At 43.2% G+C, this 18,289-nt stretch carries 15 protein-coding genes and 1 tRNA gene; 7 read left to right on the forward strand and 9 right to left on the reverse strand.

Features of this window, described 5'->3' with window-relative positions; genetic code table 11:
- Positions 1 to 799 precede the first annotated feature (799 nt).
- The 4 genes from KHS38_RS10525 to KHS38_RS10540 all read right to left on the reverse strand — a co-directional run bounded on the left by KHS38_RS10525 (position 800) and on the right by KHS38_RS10540 (position 5,574).
- Complete coding sequence (locus tag KHS38_RS10525; protein WP_283769999.1) at positions 800 to 1,789, reverse strand: glycosyltransferase family 2 protein; 990 nt, start codon at positions 1,787 to 1,789, stop codon at positions 800 to 802.
- A 21-nt stretch (positions 1,790 to 1,810) separates the two neighbouring features.
- A complete protein-coding gene (locus tag KHS38_RS10530; protein WP_213488522.1) occupies positions 1,811 to 2,761 on the reverse strand; it encodes a hypothetical protein in 951 nt (316 codons plus the stop codon).
- 119 nt (positions 2,762 to 2,880) lie between these two features.
- A tRNA-Pro gene (locus tag KHS38_RS10535) sits at positions 2,881 to 2,954 on the reverse strand.
- A 388-nt stretch (positions 2,955 to 3,342) separates the two neighbouring features.
- On the reverse strand, positions 3,343 to 5,574 hold the full coding sequence (locus KHS38_RS10540; protein WP_213488523.1) for an ATP-binding protein: 2,232 nt from the start codon (positions 5,572 to 5,574) through the stop codon (positions 3,343 to 3,345).
- Positions 5,575 to 5,817: 243 nt separating this feature from the next.
- Between KHS38_RS10540 and KHS38_RS10545 the strand changes: the two genes are divergently transcribed.
- The 3 genes from KHS38_RS10545 to KHS38_RS10555 all read left to right on the forward strand — a co-directional run bounded on the left by KHS38_RS10545 (position 5,818) and on the right by KHS38_RS10555 (position 8,138).
- Complete coding sequence (locus KHS38_RS10545; RefSeq protein WP_213488524.1) at positions 5,818 to 7,350, forward strand: PAS domain-containing sensor histidine kinase; 1,533 nt, start codon at positions 5,818 to 5,820, stop codon at positions 7,348 to 7,350.
- Positions 7,351 to 7,409: 59 nt separating this feature from the next.
- Positions 7,410 to 7,613, forward strand: coding sequence for a hypothetical protein (locus tag KHS38_RS10550; RefSeq protein WP_213488525.1), 204 nt, complete (start codon positions 7,410 to 7,412; stop codon positions 7,611 to 7,613).
- Between the two features lie 132 nt (positions 7,614 to 7,745).
- Complete coding sequence (locus tag KHS38_RS10555) at positions 7,746 to 8,138, forward strand: DoxX family protein (RefSeq protein WP_213488526.1); 393 nt, start codon at positions 7,746 to 7,748, stop codon at positions 8,136 to 8,138.
- 157 nt (positions 8,139 to 8,295) lie between these two features.
- Here the strand turns inward: KHS38_RS10555 and KHS38_RS10560 are convergent, their stop codons facing one another.
- The 4 genes from KHS38_RS10560 to KHS38_RS10575 form a co-directional block, all read right to left on the reverse strand.
- A complete protein-coding gene (locus KHS38_RS10560) occupies positions 8,296 to 8,511 on the reverse strand; it encodes a heavy metal-binding domain-containing protein (protein ID WP_213488527.1) in 216 nt (71 codons plus the stop codon).
- A 2-nt stretch (positions 8,512 to 8,513) separates the two neighbouring features.
- Positions 8,514 to 9,989, reverse strand: a complete 1,476-nt coding sequence (locus tag KHS38_RS10565; protein WP_213488528.1) for a PepSY domain-containing protein — start codon at positions 9,987 to 9,989, stop codon at positions 8,514 to 8,516.
- A gap of 4 nt (positions 9,990 to 9,993) precedes the next feature.
- The gene (locus tag KHS38_RS10570; RefSeq protein ID WP_213488529.1) at positions 9,994 to 12,330 is read right to left on the reverse strand and encodes a TonB-dependent receptor; all 2,337 of its coding nucleotides are present in this window, start codon (positions 12,328 to 12,330) and stop codon (positions 9,994 to 9,996) included.
- 165 nt (positions 12,331 to 12,495) lie between these two features.
- Complete coding sequence (locus tag KHS38_RS10575) at positions 12,496 to 12,696, reverse strand: hypothetical protein (protein ID WP_213488530.1); 201 nt, start codon at positions 12,694 to 12,696, stop codon at positions 12,496 to 12,498.
- A gap of 321 nt (positions 12,697 to 13,017) precedes the next feature.
- Here KHS38_RS10575 and KHS38_RS10580 point away from each other — a divergent pair, with 321 nt between their 5' ends.
- The gene (locus KHS38_RS10580) at positions 13,018 to 14,472 is read left to right on the forward strand and encodes an amino acid permease (RefSeq protein WP_213488531.1); all 1,455 of its coding nucleotides are present in this window, start codon (positions 13,018 to 13,020) and stop codon (positions 14,470 to 14,472) included.
- 146 nt (positions 14,473 to 14,618) lie between these two features.
- A complete protein-coding gene (locus KHS38_RS10585) occupies positions 14,619 to 14,858 on the forward strand; it encodes a hypothetical protein (RefSeq protein WP_213488532.1) in 240 nt (79 codons plus the stop codon).
- Between the two features lie 6 nt (positions 14,859 to 14,864).
- On the opposite strand, the gene KHS38_RS10590 is transcribed toward KHS38_RS10585, so the two are convergent.
- A complete protein-coding gene (locus KHS38_RS10590) occupies positions 14,865 to 16,316 on the reverse strand; it encodes a cation:proton antiporter (protein ID WP_213488533.1) in 1,452 nt (483 codons plus the stop codon).
- A gap of 137 nt (positions 16,317 to 16,453) precedes the next feature.
- Here KHS38_RS10590 and KHS38_RS10595 point away from each other — a divergent pair, with 137 nt between their 5' ends.
- Both KHS38_RS10595 and KHS38_RS10600 read left to right on the forward strand, forming a co-directional pair.
- Complete coding sequence (locus KHS38_RS10595) at positions 16,454 to 16,867, forward strand: DUF1810 domain-containing protein (protein WP_213488534.1); 414 nt, start codon at positions 16,454 to 16,456, stop codon at positions 16,865 to 16,867.
- A gap of 95 nt (positions 16,868 to 16,962) precedes the next feature.
- Positions 16,963 to 18,219: a PQQ-dependent sugar dehydrogenase gene (locus tag KHS38_RS10600; protein ID WP_213488535.1), complete on the forward strand. Its 1,257-nt coding sequence runs from the start codon at positions 16,963 to 16,965 to the stop codon at positions 18,217 to 18,219.
- The last annotated feature ends 70 nt before the right edge of the window (positions 18,220 to 18,289 follow it).

Below are 18,289 nucleotides of genomic sequence, written 5' to 3' on the forward strand. Positions count from 1 at the left end.
AAAATAATAGGGTGTAGATATGAAATATACCATTCCGTTTTGATAAGAAGGGTTTTCAAATTGATTATTAATTGTCAATGCTTTAAATATCTACTATCTATAAATGGCTGATTGTCAGTTGGGTCGTGATCTTGTGTGATTTAGGTATGCGTTTAGCGGTGGTGCTGCTTAATAAAGTGAAATCCTATAAATAATCTAACATTATGAATGCTGACCCTTTTGGCTTTAAGTGCAAACTCACCGAAAAGCCGCACCAAGCCACTGTTTGTTTACGATTTCAACACATTAAATGTGATCTATTACTGGCGCAATGCGATCTCAGTATACTCAGCACTTACATGCTCTTTATTTTCAGCGTTGTAAAAAGTAACGGTTTATTTTCTGTACAAGGAAGTGGGGGAGAAGCAATTTCGCTTATGTGTATGCTACTGATGTTGGTGTTGTATGTTGGTATTTATTGGTATAACATAAAAAGGAAAATTATAGTGGCAATGCCTGTACCATATGTTATAAACTCGCAGCAGAGTATAGAGAAAAGATTGCATACTATACGAATAAAGCTTAGGGCTTTAAATGGCATTATAATATTGGGCTGGATTATATTCCTATACGCCAATAATCAGGCAAATGCTAAAATCCTTCAATTGTTTCCGCTTGTAAGTAGCACACTGTATATTGGGTGTATAGCTTTACTATTACGTTTGCTTATCTATCGAAATCAGGCAAAATAGGTGAGGTTAAATTTGAAAAGCAGAATAGTTAGAAACAATGTGTTCAATATTAAAGTAGTAGGTTTTGTTTAAAGACGAACCATGTTTTTGTCTTTAACAGCACTTTCAATCTCTTTGAAGATTTCACTAACCGAAGTGGTGCTATGGTGTTGACGCATCTGAACTTTGAAAGCTCTTTTCTGTTGAATAATATATGGTAACTTTTTTAAGAATTCAGTATAACTCTTGAGCATCCAGAACTTGCCTGTAAAAATCTTGGGAATCAGATCTATCAGGGTAATTTGTAAAAACCATAAAACGAGCGCCATTTTATGCAAATGAAGCGCGTGTAAGTAATATCTGTTACGGAAGTAGATCATTTTAACCCAACGTGCCGTTTTGTAGTTTTTTGTGCTGGCTGATAACTCATGTCCGCAAACGGACTGATGTTCATAGTAGCATCGCCAATTCAATCGCCATGCCCGTAGGCTAAGCTCAAAATCTTCACCATAAAAAGGGGAGAACAACTCATTGAATCCACCCAGTTCTTTTAATTTTTTTGCGTTTACAAGTGCGTTTGCGCCAGATAGGTACAGCGTTAAGGTTTGCGCATTTTCGGGTTGGTAATAAAAGTAGGCGGTTTTAAGCTTAAAGCCATTAAACTTCGGCATTCTGGCCGCATCTTGAATGGATGGGCCATTCATATCAGTGATACGCCCCATAACGCCGAATGTATCGTCCTTTTCGAAATATTTCCATTGATGGTCGAAATAATCAGCCGCCAGCTTAATGTCCGAATTCAGTAGCATAATCAGCTCCATCTGCGCAGCCTTTATACCCTGATTGCATGTAAAAGAAAATCCGCTGTTCTTTTCGTTTACTATCACTCTTATATCAGGATAATTTTCACGTAGAAAGAAAACTGAATCGTCCTTTGAACAATCATCAACAATTATAATCTCATACAGGGTGCCGCTATTATTTATAGCCTTGAGAGTAAACGGCAGATACAGTTCCAGCAAATGCCTGCCATTGTAGTTCGGTATAACGATGGATATTGTCTTAGTGTGCGTGTACATTTTATTATGGCCTGATCAACGTTATGCTTGACGAAAATAGAGTTCTTTGACCAAGCCCTCTAAGTGATGTTGAAAATAAAAATCGTGGGCGTTTTCTCCTTCCGGCACAACATTAGCTATTTTAGCATATACTTCTAAAATACGAGGGACTTTTAACGCTTCTGCAACAGAGTAGGGAAACGATTGGTTGCCGATAAATAATTTACAGCCTGCCAATATCCGGGCAAGTATAAGAAAATCATTAACCTCCGTCCAGATTAAATCAGGAATTTGTTTCTTCATATCCTCATATTCCGATTTAACGCCGATGAAAATTAGATTTTTATATTCTTTTAAAAAAGAATAATTGATTGCTGAATTCCGGTATCGTTCGCTTCTGGCTAAAACAATAGTGTTTGCATAGGTGGTGTCAGGTTCAACTTTGAGCCACTGTTTCCAAAGTTCGGGCGTAACGCCTGTAAAATAACTGTACCAACGTGCAATATTACCGCTGCCAAGCGAAATAGTTTTTGACCGTACAATGTCGAAGTTAATGTGAATTTTTTGGTCGTTGTAAATGGTACAACTAGTTATATATTCCTGACTGTTAAGCAAAGGGGTCAGTAACGAAACTGTCTTCTCATTCAGCATAACTGCACCCATGGAGTGAGAGGCGTAACCGGATAATACCAGCGGCTGATTCGTTCTCAAGTACAAGTTGATTGGTACTTTTGTGATTTCATGTAATTTCTTAACCGTTGGAAGCGCATATATTACGTCTCCGGCATTGCCGCTGTGCATTACATTTAGGCAGCCATCTTGTTGTGCTTGCTTAATTATCTTTTCGGATGTGTCTAAGATATCTATACCAGTAAAAAATTGGGTAATCTGTTCGTTTTTATAATTATCCAGCTCCCATTTGTAAATTTTATACTGATGGCGATTCGTGTATTTCAGCCAAAGCTTACTAATGGTATTTCTCTTTTTAAACATTTCCTGTAAAAACGCTTTAATTCTGTTTTCAAATAAACGCTGAAAATAGTAATACTTGAATAGAATATGCTAAAACAAAAAAGCCCTTAAATCATATGATTTAAGGGCTTTTGGTATCGTCGGGATGGCAGGATTCGAACCTGCGGCCTCCACATCCCAAATGTGGCGCGATACCGGGCTACGCTACATCCCGTAAGGGTTTGCAAAGATAATTATTTATTTACAATTGCAAAATTTTTTTTCATTTTTTCTATTGCCTATTTAGTAGAGTAAAACTGTTACTAAGTTGCTATATGTCAATGAATTGCCGATTAAATTAAAACTTGTTTGACTTGGTTTAGAAGTCGTTTCGTTTAAACCGTGAGCAAAAGTACAAAATCAGAACACATTTCAAATACCTTTATGCAATAAAAATGATGCGATAGTGGTAGTGCATTGTATATCAGTAGTATAAAATTAAAAAAGCATTAAGCTTGTGTTAGGTAAGGTAAGCCTGAATGCGGTTTTAAGCAAAAAAGGCGACATTCTCAATGAATGTCGCCTTTTGAAATAGGTTTTATATTACTGTATACAGGATTATCTTAAACCAATTGTGCCGGTACCTCATGACGGAAGCTTACAAAAAAGGTACTGCCGCTCCCCGGAGCGCTTTCCAGCCAGATACGCCCGTGATGCTTTTCCATAATTCGCCTTACGATAGAGAGGCCCACACCAGTTCCTTCAAAACCTTCCACATCATTGGCTCTTGAAAATAATTCAAAGATCCGCTCATGCTCCTGCTCGGGTATGCCAATACCATTGTCGTTTATTTCGTAAACAACATCTGTATCGGTTTGGTAGCCTTTAACATTCACCACAGGTAGCTCGCTTTTTTGTGAATATTTAACAGCGTTACTAAGCAGGTTTGAGAAAACCTGGAATACCATTGTTTCTTCGCCTTGTATATCAGGGGCGCTTTCTATATTAAATACCAAATTGGGATTTTGTGCACTTACCATCAAACCGTCCCGCAGGTCGTCAAGCATTTTGTGCATATCAATGTTTTTGATCTGCAGTTTGGCCTGCCCAACTTTCGAGTATTGCAGTACCTCCTCAATCATTGCCTGCATTTTTGATGCACCTTGCTGTATCCGGTCTGCCATGTTACGCACCTTCGGTTCAAGGTCGGCCTGCCGGGCGATTAATTGAGAATAGCTTTTAATGGTGGTCAACGGGTTTTTAAGGTCGTGCGATATGGTGTAGCTAAACGAGTCCAGTTCGGCGTAAGCCTCGCGCAGCTTCTCGTTAAGCACACGTAGCTCTGTTGCCTTACGGCTAATGGCATAATTCACCTCGTCGCGTAATTGCATGGCCGCTTTAATATCTTCCATACTCCATACCGGCGCGGTTCCGTTTACCTGTTCTTTCCAAACTTCAAAAGAAGTTCGGGGCGAAATATGCATTACGTTATTAGCGTCGTACTGTACCGGTTTGTTAGGGTTCCCGGCCCAGTTTACGGTGGCAAGCACTTCGGGCCTGAACCAGATCAGGTATTCTTTCAGCTCTTTGGATAGCCGGCATACCAACAGGCCGCTGGCTACGTCTCTGTATTTTTCTGCCGGCGGGAACAGTTCAGGTAAGCGGTCGGTTTCAAAAATGTCGTCGTAAGTCTGTTCACCTATCCAAGCAATCAGTTGTTCCAGGCACTTCTTATCGGGTACTTGCCCAACCGTGCTGATCCGGTTTTCATAAAGCAAAGCAGCGCCTGCCGATGGAACAGCATCCTGCAAAGTAGTATCATGATTAAACAGGGCTTCTTCAACCGGTATATTTCTTAAAAGCAGGCGGGTAATGCGCTCAATAGCTTGGCGTAGCTCAAAGGAGCGTTGCTGGTCAACCTCTTGCTGCCTGAAGCTTAATGCCGATGACAGTACCTGCCCAACCAAACGTGCCGATTCGCGTTGCTGATAGTTGATAAAACGTGGGGTGTAATTATGGCAGGCTACCAGTCCCCAAAGCTCTCCCTGGTGTAAAATGGATACACTAAAGCTTGATGCAACCCCCATATTTTTCAAATACTGAATGTGCAGGGGCGATACGGCCCGCAATGCGCTACAGGTCATGTCCAATGGTTCATTGGCCTGTTCGGGCAGGGTTAATATAGACGACGGTTCTTGGTTCACATCAGCAATAAGCCGGATTAAATTGAGCTTGTAAAGCTCACGTGCCTGTTTAGGAATATCCGATGCAGGGTAGTGCAGGCCCAACCAGCTTTCCAGCTTTTCATCCCTGGCTTCGGCAACTACCTCGCCGTGCCCGTCCTGATGAAACTGGTAAACCATTACGCGGTCGTAATGAATGATATCGCGAATTTGCTTCGCTGCATTGGTAAGCAGTAATGACAAGCTTTTATCAACCAGTATTTCCGATAATGAACGGCCGACTGCTTGCTGTATATTGCTTTGCAAATCAGAAGCCTCAGGTTCAAATTCCAGCAAAAAGTAGTCGTCCATAGCACTCATAATCATGTTGAACTCGCTATCTGCAATCTCAATCGGATACGGGTTGGTAGGCCTGAAATCTTTACGCCTGCGGGCAAAACCGATTGCCTGGCGAATAAAACCGCTTGGTGTACCATCAAGCAGGTGTTCCATAGCCTCAATTTCTTTCCCCAGCAAATAAGCAGCACTGGTATTCAGGAAGCTTGTTACGTTTTCACTGCAGTACAATATTTTGCAGTCATGGTTTACAGCTACTAAAAAACCGTGTGGCTGTATTTTCCCCGGGATGTGAATTGGTTCACGATCGCAGTTGGTGAGGTCGGCTTGAAACATGTAATATTAAAATATAAGATAGCTATCGGCAATACTTTTTTGATGATGCATTTACAGTACATAATTATTGTAACTTATGTAGTTCAATAATGCATTAGCAAGGTATTTACTTTTCAGCTGATTTTTCAAAAATATCAAAAACTACATCATCTGAGATGTGTTGGTTTGATGTTTGCAATATTTATACCAACGTATATAACCGAAATATGTAATAGCCGGTACGTTGATATATTAACAAGAGATATGGATGATCAATACAATAACCTAACCCCTTTTTCTAATGCTGCCTTTAATTTGTATGAACAGGCGCTGAATGCTTCTGTTGATGGTATTGTAATAACTGATAACCAGCAGCCCGATAATCCTATAATTTATTGTAATGAAGCTTTTATGCGGCTTACAGGATATACCTATGAGGAGATAATAGGGCACAACTGCAGGTTTTTACAAGGGCCGGAAAGGGAGCAACCTGTACGAGAAATTATACGAAACGGCTTGCAAAATAATCAGCACGTAAGTGTAGAGATACGGAATTATAAAAAAGACGGCACACCGTTCTGGAATCAGTTATCCGTTTCGCCGGTAACTGATGAGCAGGGGCGCGTAACCCATTTCATCGGTATACAAAATGACATTACCCGGCGCAAGGAAGCTGAGGGTGCCCTGCAGGATGAAAAAGAACATCTCGAAGATCGTGTAGAGGAACGCACCAGAGATTTGCAGGAAAGTGAAATATACCTTTCCAGTATTGTAGAAACCATACGCGAAAGCCTGCTGGTGTTGGATCCGGATATGCGTGTGCTATCGGTTAACGAGCATTTCAAAAAGTTTTTCGAAATAGAGGAGGACAAGATCATCGGAAAAGTGCTTTTCGATTTTGAAAGCAGTTGGAATATATCGGAGTTAAAGAATCTGCTCTTAAACGTATTGCCTGCCAATAACCCGTTCGAGGGTTTTGAAATGACCTATAGTTTTCAAGGTATTGGTAAAAAAACGCTACTGCTCAACGCCCGGCAAATTATGCATAAAAGCAAATATCAGGATCGCATATTGCTGGCTATAGAGGATATTACTGATATGCGCCGGATGGAGCAACGCAAAGAAGACTTTATCACCATTGCCAGCCATGAAATGAAAACGCCGCTCACCAGCATTAAAGGGCATTTGCAAGTGTTGCAGCTCAAAGCAAAGCGCAATCAGGACGATGCATACCAGGAGCCGCTTTCTGCCGCCGTACGGTCAGCTAACCGGTTGGATGGGTTGGTGAATGATTTGCTGGAAGTGGCGCGCCTGCAATCGGGCGATATTGCTTTCCATTATACTAAATTTGACTTTGATGAGCTGGTTAATGAAGCCGTGACCGTTATTCAAAGCGCTACCCAAACGCACCACATCAGTATTGAAGGGCAAACCGGCCAAACTGTAGAGGCCGATTTTTCACGATTGGAGCAGGTGCTGATTAATTTGCTGAGTAATGCTATAAAATACTCGCCTCAAGCCAGCCAAATAAGCGTGAAGTTGCACAGTGACTCTGAAAATGTAACGGTTAGTATTACTGATTATGGTATGGGCATAAGCAAAGAAGAACAGGAACTCATCTTTGATCGTTTTTACCGGGCTGATAATTTGCACTACGCTTTTCAGGGTATGGGGATAGGCTTGTATATCTGCAAGCAAATTATTGACGAGCATCAGGGCCGCCTTTGGGTGGAGAGTGAAAAGGATAAGGGAGCTATATTCAGTTTTACAATACCCATACGGCAGCAGGCAAAATAATAGATATCCACAGCAATTAGCTTGACATAGGTTTTGCGGAATGTTTATCTTCGCAGCCTATGTCAACCCGTTTAGAAGCACATTACGACGACCGTATTTATTATTTCACCGTTTTTGAGCGTGCGCCCAATAAAATCATCATCGAAATGTACAAGGCCACCTACGTTTTTGTTAGTAAAGACGGCAAGTGGGCCAATGATTTAAGCAACCCGCTGCAAATGGTTGATGGCCTGATAGCCGCTGTAGTTACAGCAATCGGTTAATGATTGGAGCTGGCGTAATAGTATTTAAGTGAAATCTCTGTGCATGCGGTTAACATGTACAGAATCATAGCATAAAAGTACAATAGAAAAGCATCATCAACGATGCAATTTTGTAGTATAAATGAAGAGCGCATGAATACATTACCTTATTTGTTACTCCGGTTAGCTGTAGGCGTTAGTCTGTTTGGCCACGGCTTGGTAAGGTTGCCTAAGCTGGCTGCATTTAGCCATTGGATGGTTGCCAGCTTCGAAAAATCAATATTGCCACAGGCGCTGGTTACGCCCTTTAGCTATGTATTGCCGGTGGCCGAATTTACAATTGGTTTATTGTTGATAATAGGTTTATTTACTCGTGCAGCCCTTATTGCCGGTTCATTAGTCATGATGGCGCTTACGTTTGGGTGCTGTATGATTGAGAACTGGGAAGCTATCCCTTCACAGTTGTTGCATGCTGCTATACTTGTTGTTTTATTGCAATTTGTTGAAAGCAATACACGATCAATAGATCAATTAATGGCGAAGTGACAGGCACGGCAATCGTTAAGTTTCCTCCGCAACGCTGCATAAAGCGCTGATGTTAATTGAGGCTAAGGCCGATAGTAAGGCAATAGAAAGGACATCATATCAACTCATCGCTAAAAACACCTCTTTGCGATGGGTTGATATGATGTCCTTTAGCCTATTATTCTTTTTCCACCAAATCCATACCGCACTTAGGGCATAAGCCCGGTTTGTCGCTGCATACCTTTGGGTGCATGGTGCAGGTATATTTGCAGTTAGCCGTATTTTCTGTACCGGCATCTCCGGTAGTTGAACTGTTTTGTTTTGATGCGGAGGACGAGCAACCTGCCAGGGTAACAACCAGGCACAAGGCCATTAAGTAACTTCTGATATTCATAACTATTTATTTTTTATAAAGGCAGCAAAGCCAAATACGGAAACCACTAATACACCCAAAGCTGATAGCATACTTACAATATCGCGGGCATCTTTACCGGCCCAGGCCATGCCAAAGTATTTGTGCAAAAAGATAAACGACAAGCCTTCGGCCCGGTCAATACCAGCTACCTTGGTAGCCAGTTTAGCCGATGAGGTTTCGATATACCAATTTTCGTTACCTGCGTAACTTACTTTTTCAACAGGTAAGCGCTTGTTGATGAAGCCATACTCGTTGTTGAAGCTTTTAATTATAATAATGCTGTCGGCTTTGGCCGCCGGAGAGTTGCGGTAATAGTTGGCCAGGTACTGCGCGTACAGCATATCGCCGTTTTCCAGTTCGCTACTGGTTTGCGTATCAAAGTACCGCAACTGCTTTTTGGCGTTCAGTACCTGATAATAATGCCGGTTGTTGAACGAGATTAAACTCACCCGCTTAATTGTACTATCGGCAACAGGGAAGTTAAGGTTTGATTGGACCAAGGCTGCTGTATTGATTAACTGAGCATACTGCTTTTTATCCGGGCTGAGGTTGTGCAGCTTTACCAGGAGGTGGAAGCCGCCACTCACCGCAAAAGCCAGCATCACGAAGGATACAATTAAACCAAGCTGGCGATGAAAACGATGTACAAAACGCTGGTCTTTACCGTTCTTTGCTTTACGCTTCTGAGTGATTTCCTTAAACCGGTTCCAGTACAGGCCATAAACAACCAACCCACTGATTAAGGATAGCAACATCGCCACCACTACAATCATTAATATGGCAATGCGGAACCCTTCGCCACCAATGCTTTCCAGAAAACGCCAGGTATGGCATTGCTGAAAAAAAACCAGAAAGGCCTTGCGTGTATTATTATTAAAAGTGCCCATACGGCTTTGCCCGGTTTCTATATACACATCCATGCCATCTGGCCGGTTAAAAGAAACCTTCCAAACCGGCAATAAGCGGTTAATGGGTTGGTACTCACTATCAAAGCTGGTTTGCAGCGTCATATCCTTCACGCCGTGTTTTTGGTCCTGCGTAAAGTAACGGGCCAGGTACAGTGCATAGCGGCGGTCGCCATCGGGTATAAATTCGCCATCAATAGCCGAAAAGTAGTGGTAAGCACTATCTCGCCCGAGTACCTGGTACCAGGGTTGGGTGCCCAGGCTTACCAGGCTAAAGTTGCGTATTTCGGTGATGCCATTCTTATCCAGCACCTGCTTAATTGTTAAGGCAGGGTGCATTTGTTGCTGGGTTGAAGGCTTAAATACCTCTTTAGGTATAAAAGGCCTGAACCAATTTGACATAAACGGGTGCGAAAGGCCGCTTAATGACCAGCTGATAACCGGAATCAAAGCAATAAGCCCGATGATGCGGTGCCATTTGTAAAACCGGCTTTTGGCCGATTTGCTTTTTACTGGTTGTTGTTCGCGAACAGGCGTAGTGGTTAATTCCATAGGTTTAGTGTTTTGCAAATGAGTAACTGATGCCCAGCGTATAAGTGCGCGGCGGCGCTGCATAATAAGTATCTGAGTAGGTACTGCTGGTTACGTTGGTTGCATACAAACGGTTGGTTAGGTTAATTACATTGAACCATACGCCAATGCCTTTTAACGCAGTTTGATGCAGATCGTAACCTAAGCGCAGGTTAAATACATCGTAACGATCATAACGGCGGGCGTTGGCATTATCTTTATAATAAGGGCCAATGTGCTGCCATTCAAACGAGCTGCGGAATCCATCCAAATAAGATGGCTTGTAAGTAATTTCGGAGTTGGCAATCCAGACCGGTGCGTTTACCATGCGGTTGCCGTCGTAACTAATGGTGGTGCTTTTGCCGCCAACGGTTTGTATGGTGCTAAAGTTTACATAAGTATGCCAGGCGTTGGTACCACTAAAGCGGAAAGCAAGTTGGTTAACCGGAACATAAGTTAAACCATACTCAATACCGCGGTGCCTTGTAGCACCTGCGTTCTCGTTTTGGGTAGTATTGTCGGCTTGTAAAACGCTGATAATTTCGTTTCGGCCTTCCATGTCGTAAACACTTAGTTCAAAGCGCATTCGTTTGTTTAACGCGGTTAACCATCCGCCTGCCTCATAATTGTAAAAGGTAGCTTGATCTACCGGGCGTGTTTGCCGTGAGCTATACAAATCGCCGGTTTCTGGTGGCTGGAAACCTACGCTAAAGTTACCGTAAAAGCCGTTGTTGTTACCTAAATCATAAGTTAAGCCAACTTTAGGAGCTACAATGTTGAAGCTGTTTTTTTGCTGTTGCTTGTACTTGGTGCGGTTAGGAGGGAGGCTGTTGTTGAAGTTATAATATACGCGGTCGTACCGTAAGCCGGTAACAATGCGTAAGGCATCGGTAGGTTTAAACTCATATTGTGCATAAACCGCAGTGTTAAACAGTTTAATCTTGTAGTTGTCAATCAGCGAATCGGTATTGGTATAGCCGGTATAGTAGTTATTGGCCAGATCTTTTTGAATCTTCAGGTACTTAGCAAAGTACTTACTCGGACTGTTATCCACATAAGCGCCTACAATCAGTTTAGATTGCAGGAACGAGAAATCGCTGCGGTGCTGTGCCAGCAAGCCGTAACTGTGCAAATTCAACTCATTGATCTGCCCGTTTGAACTTACATACTGGCCGCTGCTGTTGCGCACGTCAGATAGATAGTAGCTTGGCAATTGCCCGGTTGTATTGCTGCGAAAAAAGGCAGTTAAAAAGGTGAAATTGCGCTCGTTCCAGCGGTGTTCCAGTTTGGTACTGGCCCGGGTTGCTTTTACCTCCCGGTAAGCGAATTCCTGATTGCTGCTGTAGCTTTTGTTGTAAAAGCGGATACTGTCCAAACTGCCTGGCGTTTCGGTATGCAAATAATTGTAAGATGCCTGCGTAGTTAGTCGTGTGCTGGCATTGAAATCATAAGTGGTATTTAGTGTGATAGAGCGTTTTCTGAAATCAGAATAATCCTGCCAGCCGTTTTTCTGATCGGCAATATAGCCGCCAACAAACAAACCAAATTTGCCTGCGGTAAAACCACCGCTGGCATCGGCACGGCGGTAGTGGTAGTTGTCGCCTTGCAAAGCCACATAGCCGGAATAACCCTGTGGCGGCCCCTGTGTAATAAAGTTAACCGCGCCACCAATCGCATTGCTGCCATATAATGATGATGCCGGGCCTTTGATCACCTCAATATCCTTTACGCCCGCCATGTTAATTTCATACAAGGCATTGTGCTGAAATATGCCTGTTGGGCGTATAGGCAAGCCATCCTCCAGGTACAGGTACAACGCTTTGGTAGTAATGGGTTGGCGAATCTGCATCATATGTTGCTCGCTGTTCAGGTTTACCATGTTTACACCTGGTACTTTATTCAGCAACTGGTATATGGCTGTTGCCTTGGTGTCCTGTATTTGAACAGAACCTGTTTTGCTGATGGCGATGGGGGCGTCCTCCCGTGCCTGGCCCTCGCGGCTGGCAGATACAACAACCTGCTGCAAATCGAGCGAAGAAGGTTGTAAAGCAACGTAGATATTGTTGTTGCTTACTTTGATCTGCTTGCTTTCGTAGCCCACCATGGCAAACTTGAGTGTGGTAGCCGGTTTGATAGAAAACACACCCCTGCGGTCGGTTATGGCCGTGCATTTGATGCTTTGGGTACTATCGGTACCAGTTATGGTTACGCCTGGCAAGGGTTCATGAGTTAAGGCGTCGGTAACTGTGCCGCTTATGTGCTGGCTATAGGCTTTAGAAAATAGTGATATAAAAAGTATTAATACGAGGTAATAACGTTTCATGAAATGGTATAAAGCATTATGTTATCTGTGGCTATTGCGTGCAGATAACAAGAATCTGAACAAATACCGGTAAGTGGCTGCTGAATACATATCAGCATACCATATGCAAACAGCGCATAGCAATGCCTGCCTAACCGGGTGAATTAACAAGAAATAAGAATGCTTTTATACCTTGGGAGGCTGGAAAATAGAAGTAAAACCTTGCGGAAGTGAGAAGGAAGCTTCCGGCACAAAGAGTTGTTTGCCGATTTGAGGTTTTAACTTTGGAAGTTGTAATGGCGTACATACGGCAACCTGAAAGCTGTTTTTCTGATCTTCTCTTTCCTGCTTCTTTTCTTTCTCGGCTGCCTGCTTAATTTTCTTCATGAAATAACACTTACCGTCGCAATGCATCCACGGGCGTGCTTTATTTACACAAAGATTTTCGGCAATGTACTTTTGATTAACCTCAAAACCGGCATAAACTACAAAGCGTGATAAGCTTGAACCTATCAGCGCAATCATCAGCGTTATAGCAATAAACCGGTTTAACATTTGGTGGCAAAGTAACGAATATTATAAGTGGAAATTCAAAAAAATGTTTTTTGAGATTTCCACAACCAATTGAAGCTGGCTTGTATTATTAGACAGGTACAACATGCTAAAAAGAATATTACTCGGTAATAAAATATACTAATTTTGTCGACTATGATTAAGAAACCCATCGACGTTTTACTGAAGGAGTCGACCGAGGAAGGCGAGCACGCGCTGAAACGTTCATTAGGACCGGTAAATCTTATACTCATCGGTATTGGTATTATTATCGGCGCCGGTTTGTTTTCGTTAACCGGTATTGCAGCGGGGCAGCACTCAGGCCCGGCCGTAACTATATCTTTTTTAATAGCAGCTTTAGGATGCACCTTTGCCGCCCTGTGCTACGCCGAGTTTTCTGCAATGATACCTGTAGCAGGTAGCGCCTACACTTACTCTTATGCCACCATGGGCGAGCTGTTTGCCTGGATTATTGGTTGGGATTTGGTGCTCGAGTATTCGGTAGGTGCCGCAACGGTGGCCATCAGCTGGTCGCAGTACCTTACCAAGTTTTTGTCTTGGTTTGATCTGTATCTGCCACCGCAACTCACCCTGTCGCCGTTCGAAACGGCTAAAGGTGCTAATGGCGAGCTGGTGCACGGCATTATCAACCTACCGGCAACTTTAATTGTAATTTTAGTTACCAGCATTATTATCCGCGGTATTAAAGGATCGGCTATAGTGAATGCCATCATTGTAAGTTTGAAGGTAGGTGTGGTACTGGTGTTTATAGCCGTAGGCTGGTCATTCATCAATCCGCAAAATTACCATCCGTATATACCTCAAAATACCGGTGTGTGGGGTAATTACGGCTGGTCGGGCGTGTTGCGTGGCGCCGGCCTGGTTTTCTTTGTATTCATCGGGTTTGATGCCGTGTCAACCGCTGCGCAGGAAGCTAAAAATCCGCAACGAAACATGCCCATCGGTATTATTGGTTCACTGGTAATATGTACTATCTTGTTCGTGCTTTTTGCACACGTAATGACCGGTATGGCCAACTACAAAGAGTTTATCGGCTCGGGCGCGCCGGTTGCTATTGCCATTGCCAAAACACATTATGAGTGGTTAAGCAAGGCTATTGTATTAGCTATATTAATCGGTTATACTTCGGTGATTTTGGTTGATTTGTTAGGCCAATCCCGTGTATTTTTCTCCATGTCGCGCGATGGCTTGTTACCTAAAGTATTTTCGGAGGTGCATCCGAAGTTCCGTACGCCCTGGAAATCTAACATCGTTTTATGTGCTTTCATTGCGCTGTTTGCTGCCTTTGTACCTATCCGTGTGGTGGGTGAGATGACGAGCATAGGTACACTGCTGGCCTTTGTACTGGTATGCGCCGGGGTGTTGGTTCTGCGTAAGCAACAGCCCAATATACACAGGCCTTTTAAGACGCCACTTGTTCCCTTGGTGCCTGTTTTGGGCATTATTACCTGCTTTGCCATGATGACGTTTTTGCCCGGCGATACCTGGCTGCGTTTAATAATTTGGCTAGCCATAGGGCTGGCCATCTATTTTGCTTACGGTATTAAAAATAGTAAAGTAAGAGCCGGATTGATAAGCAAGAAGATCTGATTTATTACCAAAGCATAAAGCTCTTGTGCTTTGGTAATGTCAAGGAAGAAGGCGGCGGTATGTTGATAACATGTGGATAATTTATATTCTCCATAATAGTAAATGGCTTAAAAGTTGTTTTAAGTAGAACATTAAAAGCCGATACTATGAATGCATTTTATGAAAGGCTATCACATTTTGGAGAACTGATAGGCAATGTGAGCCAACAGGAAGAAAAGGATATTGCTTCATATTTTACCGTTCAGCACCCTGGTTTTCCGGTAGTGTCATCTACCCAAAGCATTGTGCCTAAACTAACCTTTATGCAGAATTGTCCTGCCGAGGTGAGAAAGAAGGTAAGGTACTTGCTAAAAAAATCGTTTAACCGGATTCGAAACAAAGTATAAGGCAGCTTATCTGTTTTCCTCAATCACGATAGGCATCATCTGTTCGTCTGAATCTTTTTCTTTAAAAAATCGATTAATGAGGGTTAGCGATGGGCCGGTCATAAACGTGGTTATCAGTGCCATAATAACCAGCATGGTAAATACCTGTGGCGATAATACCCCCAAATCATAGCCAATGTTGAGGGCCACCAGCTCCATGAGTCCGCGGGTATTCATGAGCGCGCCAATAGTAAGGCTATTTTTCCAGTTCTGTCCCACAAACCGTGCTGCCAGTGCACTGCCCGCAAATTTGCCGGTTACAGCAATGGTAATAAACAGCAGGCAATAAGCCCAGTGCTCGGCCGTATTCAATAAACCTATTTGGGTACGCAATCCTGTAAATACAAAAAAGAGCGGCAACAGCAGGGTCATTGCCAAATCCTCGACCTTTTCTCTGAATAAGCGTCGGAAGTTCAGGCTATCCGGCATAATTACGCCAGCCATAAATGCACCAAAGAGCGCATGTATGCCAATTACCTCCGTGCACCAGGCCGATACCAATAAGGTGAGGAATGATATTGCAATGATGGCCTGATTCAGATAAAGCTTGCTTTGTTGCGCTTTACCCATGCGGGTAAGCAAGGGGCGCACAACTTTTACCATTGTCAGCACATAAGCAGCCGATAGTAAAATGGTATACATAGCGCTGGTAAGTGAGCCTGCTTTTACAATGGCTACTACGGCCGCCAAAATACACCATGCCGTAATATCATCAGCAGCGGCACAGGTAATGGTTAAGGCACCCAGCCTGGTTCTGGACATGCCCCGTTCCTGTAAAATTCTGGCCAGTACCGGGAATGCCGTAATGCTCATGGAAACACCTATGAAAAGCGCGTAAGACAGGAAATTGACATGCTCAGGCGCTGTGTGCTGGTATATAAAATAAGCTAAGCCAATGCCTAAGGCAAACGGGCATATAATACTGGCGTGACTAATTACGACGGCCTCGTGTGCCTTGTTTTTTAAAACGCTCAAATCCAGTTCCATACCCACTACAAACATGAAGAGAATAAGGCCAATCTGACTCATAATTCCCAGGTTGCCCAAGGATGTTGCCGGGAATAAGGTATGGGAAACTTCCGGGAAGTAGGTGCCTAATAGTGAAGGTCCGAGTAGTATACCGGCAATGATTTCGCCCATCACGCCTGGCTGTCCAATCTTTTTACATAATGAAGCCAGCAGGCGTGCAGTTATCAATATGGTTATGATTTGCAGCAGCAGCAAACTAAGCGGCGACGCAAAACTGTGCTGAATAGCTTTGGTAAAGCTGTTCCATGCCGGGGCTGATGCCGATCCCGTTTGTGTATTTATACCATGTGCCAGTTCAAGATGTTGCCCCTGGGTCAACAAAAAATAAATAAGCAGCGAAAAGCCACCAATATAAACAATGTAAAAAAGTAGGTCTTTATATCTTTTCATGGGGTACACGTATGGGCACTTATCTGCAAGTTTACGAGAATAAATGTTAGATACAGCAGGGATAACATAAATGCCGTCGGTATAAAGACAAATTTATAGTAAACCTGTTACTATGTTATATTTTTTAACTAAAGCTTATGTCGAATCAGTTAGATAGATTTTTAAAAGCCCAGGAGCAGGATTATGCTACGGCTCTTGCAGAAATTAAAAGCGGGCGCAAACGCAGTCACTGGATGTGGTATATCTTTCCGCAGATACAAGGATTAGGTTTTAGCGAAACTTCGAGGTACTATGCTATTCATGATATAGCAGAAGCCGAAGCTTATCTTGCCCATCCGGTATTAGGAGCCCGGCTGATTGAGATAGCCAAAGCTTTATTAAGCTTATCCGGTAATAACGCAACCCAAATTTTCGGGAACCCCGATGATATTAAATTGCGATCAAGCATGACGTTGTTTGCTTCAGTACCCGGGGCCGATCCGGTATTTGAGGCTGTATTGAATAAGTTTTTCGATGGTGATAAAGACCCTAAAACGCTCCAGTTAATCTGATGCAAACTTCGGCCAAAATTTATGGAGATTTTAGCCAACATCAATATGAAACATAATCTGCTAAATGCGGGTAGTTGTATTAAACACGCCAATTTATGCAAACCATTACATACAAGCCCTTTTTGATTGGTTTATCTCTCGTCGCCGTATTAACGGCTTGTCGTAACAAATCTGCACCGTCTGAAGATCAGCCCGGTAAAGGTACCACTACCGATTCGGCTTCATTACCACCGGTTGAAACCAATGCACCTAATAGCAACTATAAACCTGCATTTGCGGGGCAAACCCGTATAGGTGGTGTTCGTACCAAAACACCTTTATCTATCACGGTGCTTAACAGTAACCTGCAACGGCCCTGGGCCATCTGCAACCTGCCGGACGGTCGGTTTTTGGTCACACAAAAAGGTGGCAAGATGGTGATTTTAACACCAAATGGTCAGGTAAGTAAAGAGATAAGCAATCTGCCGGCCGTAGTTGATGAAGGGCAGGGTGGTTTACTGGATGTGAACATCGATCCGCAATTTGCCAGTAACCGCATGGTGTATTGGGATTATGCCGAAAAAGCTACCGGCGGATCTTTACTGGCTGTGGCCAAAGGTAAATTGTCTGACGATGAAACCCGCATAGAAAACCCACAGGTAATATACCGGGCTACACCTGCTTATAACGGTAGTTTGCAATTTGGTTCCCGTATATTGTTTGACGATGAAGGTAATCTATTTGTGAGCACCGGTGAGCGTGGTGCCAATGACATCCGGGTAAAGGCCCAAGATTTAAGTGCAGCCATCGGTAAAGTTGTACATATTACCAAGGATGGTAAGCCGGTTCCTAATGGGCCTTTTGCTAATACGCCCAACGCGCGGCCGGAAATATTTGCTTACGGTTTGCGCAACCCCGAAGGCATGACCTGGAACCCAGAAACGCATGAACTATGGGAGGTTGAATTTGGCCCGCGTGGCGGTGATGAGGTAAATATTATACGTGCCGGTAAAAATTATGGCTGGCCAGTAATTACCTACGGTATCGAGTATAGTGGCGAAAAGGTAGGTGAAGGCATACAACAAAAGTCGGGTATGGAACAGCCTATCTATTACTGGGACCCGGTGATATCACCTGCCGGTACCACTTTTTATAACAGTGATGTAATCCCTGAATGGAAGGGCAACCTGTTTATAGGAGCCTTAAGCGGTAATCATGTTATTCGGTTAGTAATAAAAGACAACAAAGTAACTGGCGAGGAGCGTTTGCTGGCTGATAAAGGCGAACGCTTTCGTGCCATTACTCAGGGTAAAGACGGTGCTCTCTATACCGTTACCGATGGTGGCAAGCTTTACCGTATAGGTAAAAAATAAGTATTTGTGAGTGTTATAACTAAAGGTGCAGGAAGCGTTTCCTGCACCTTTTTTATTGCCATTTGTCACA

The sequence above is a fragment of the Mucilaginibacter sp. Bleaf8 genome, assembly GCF_018390515.1.
In the GTDB taxonomy this organism is placed as follows: Bacteria; Bacteroidota; Bacteroidia; order Sphingobacteriales; family Sphingobacteriaceae; genus Mucilaginibacter.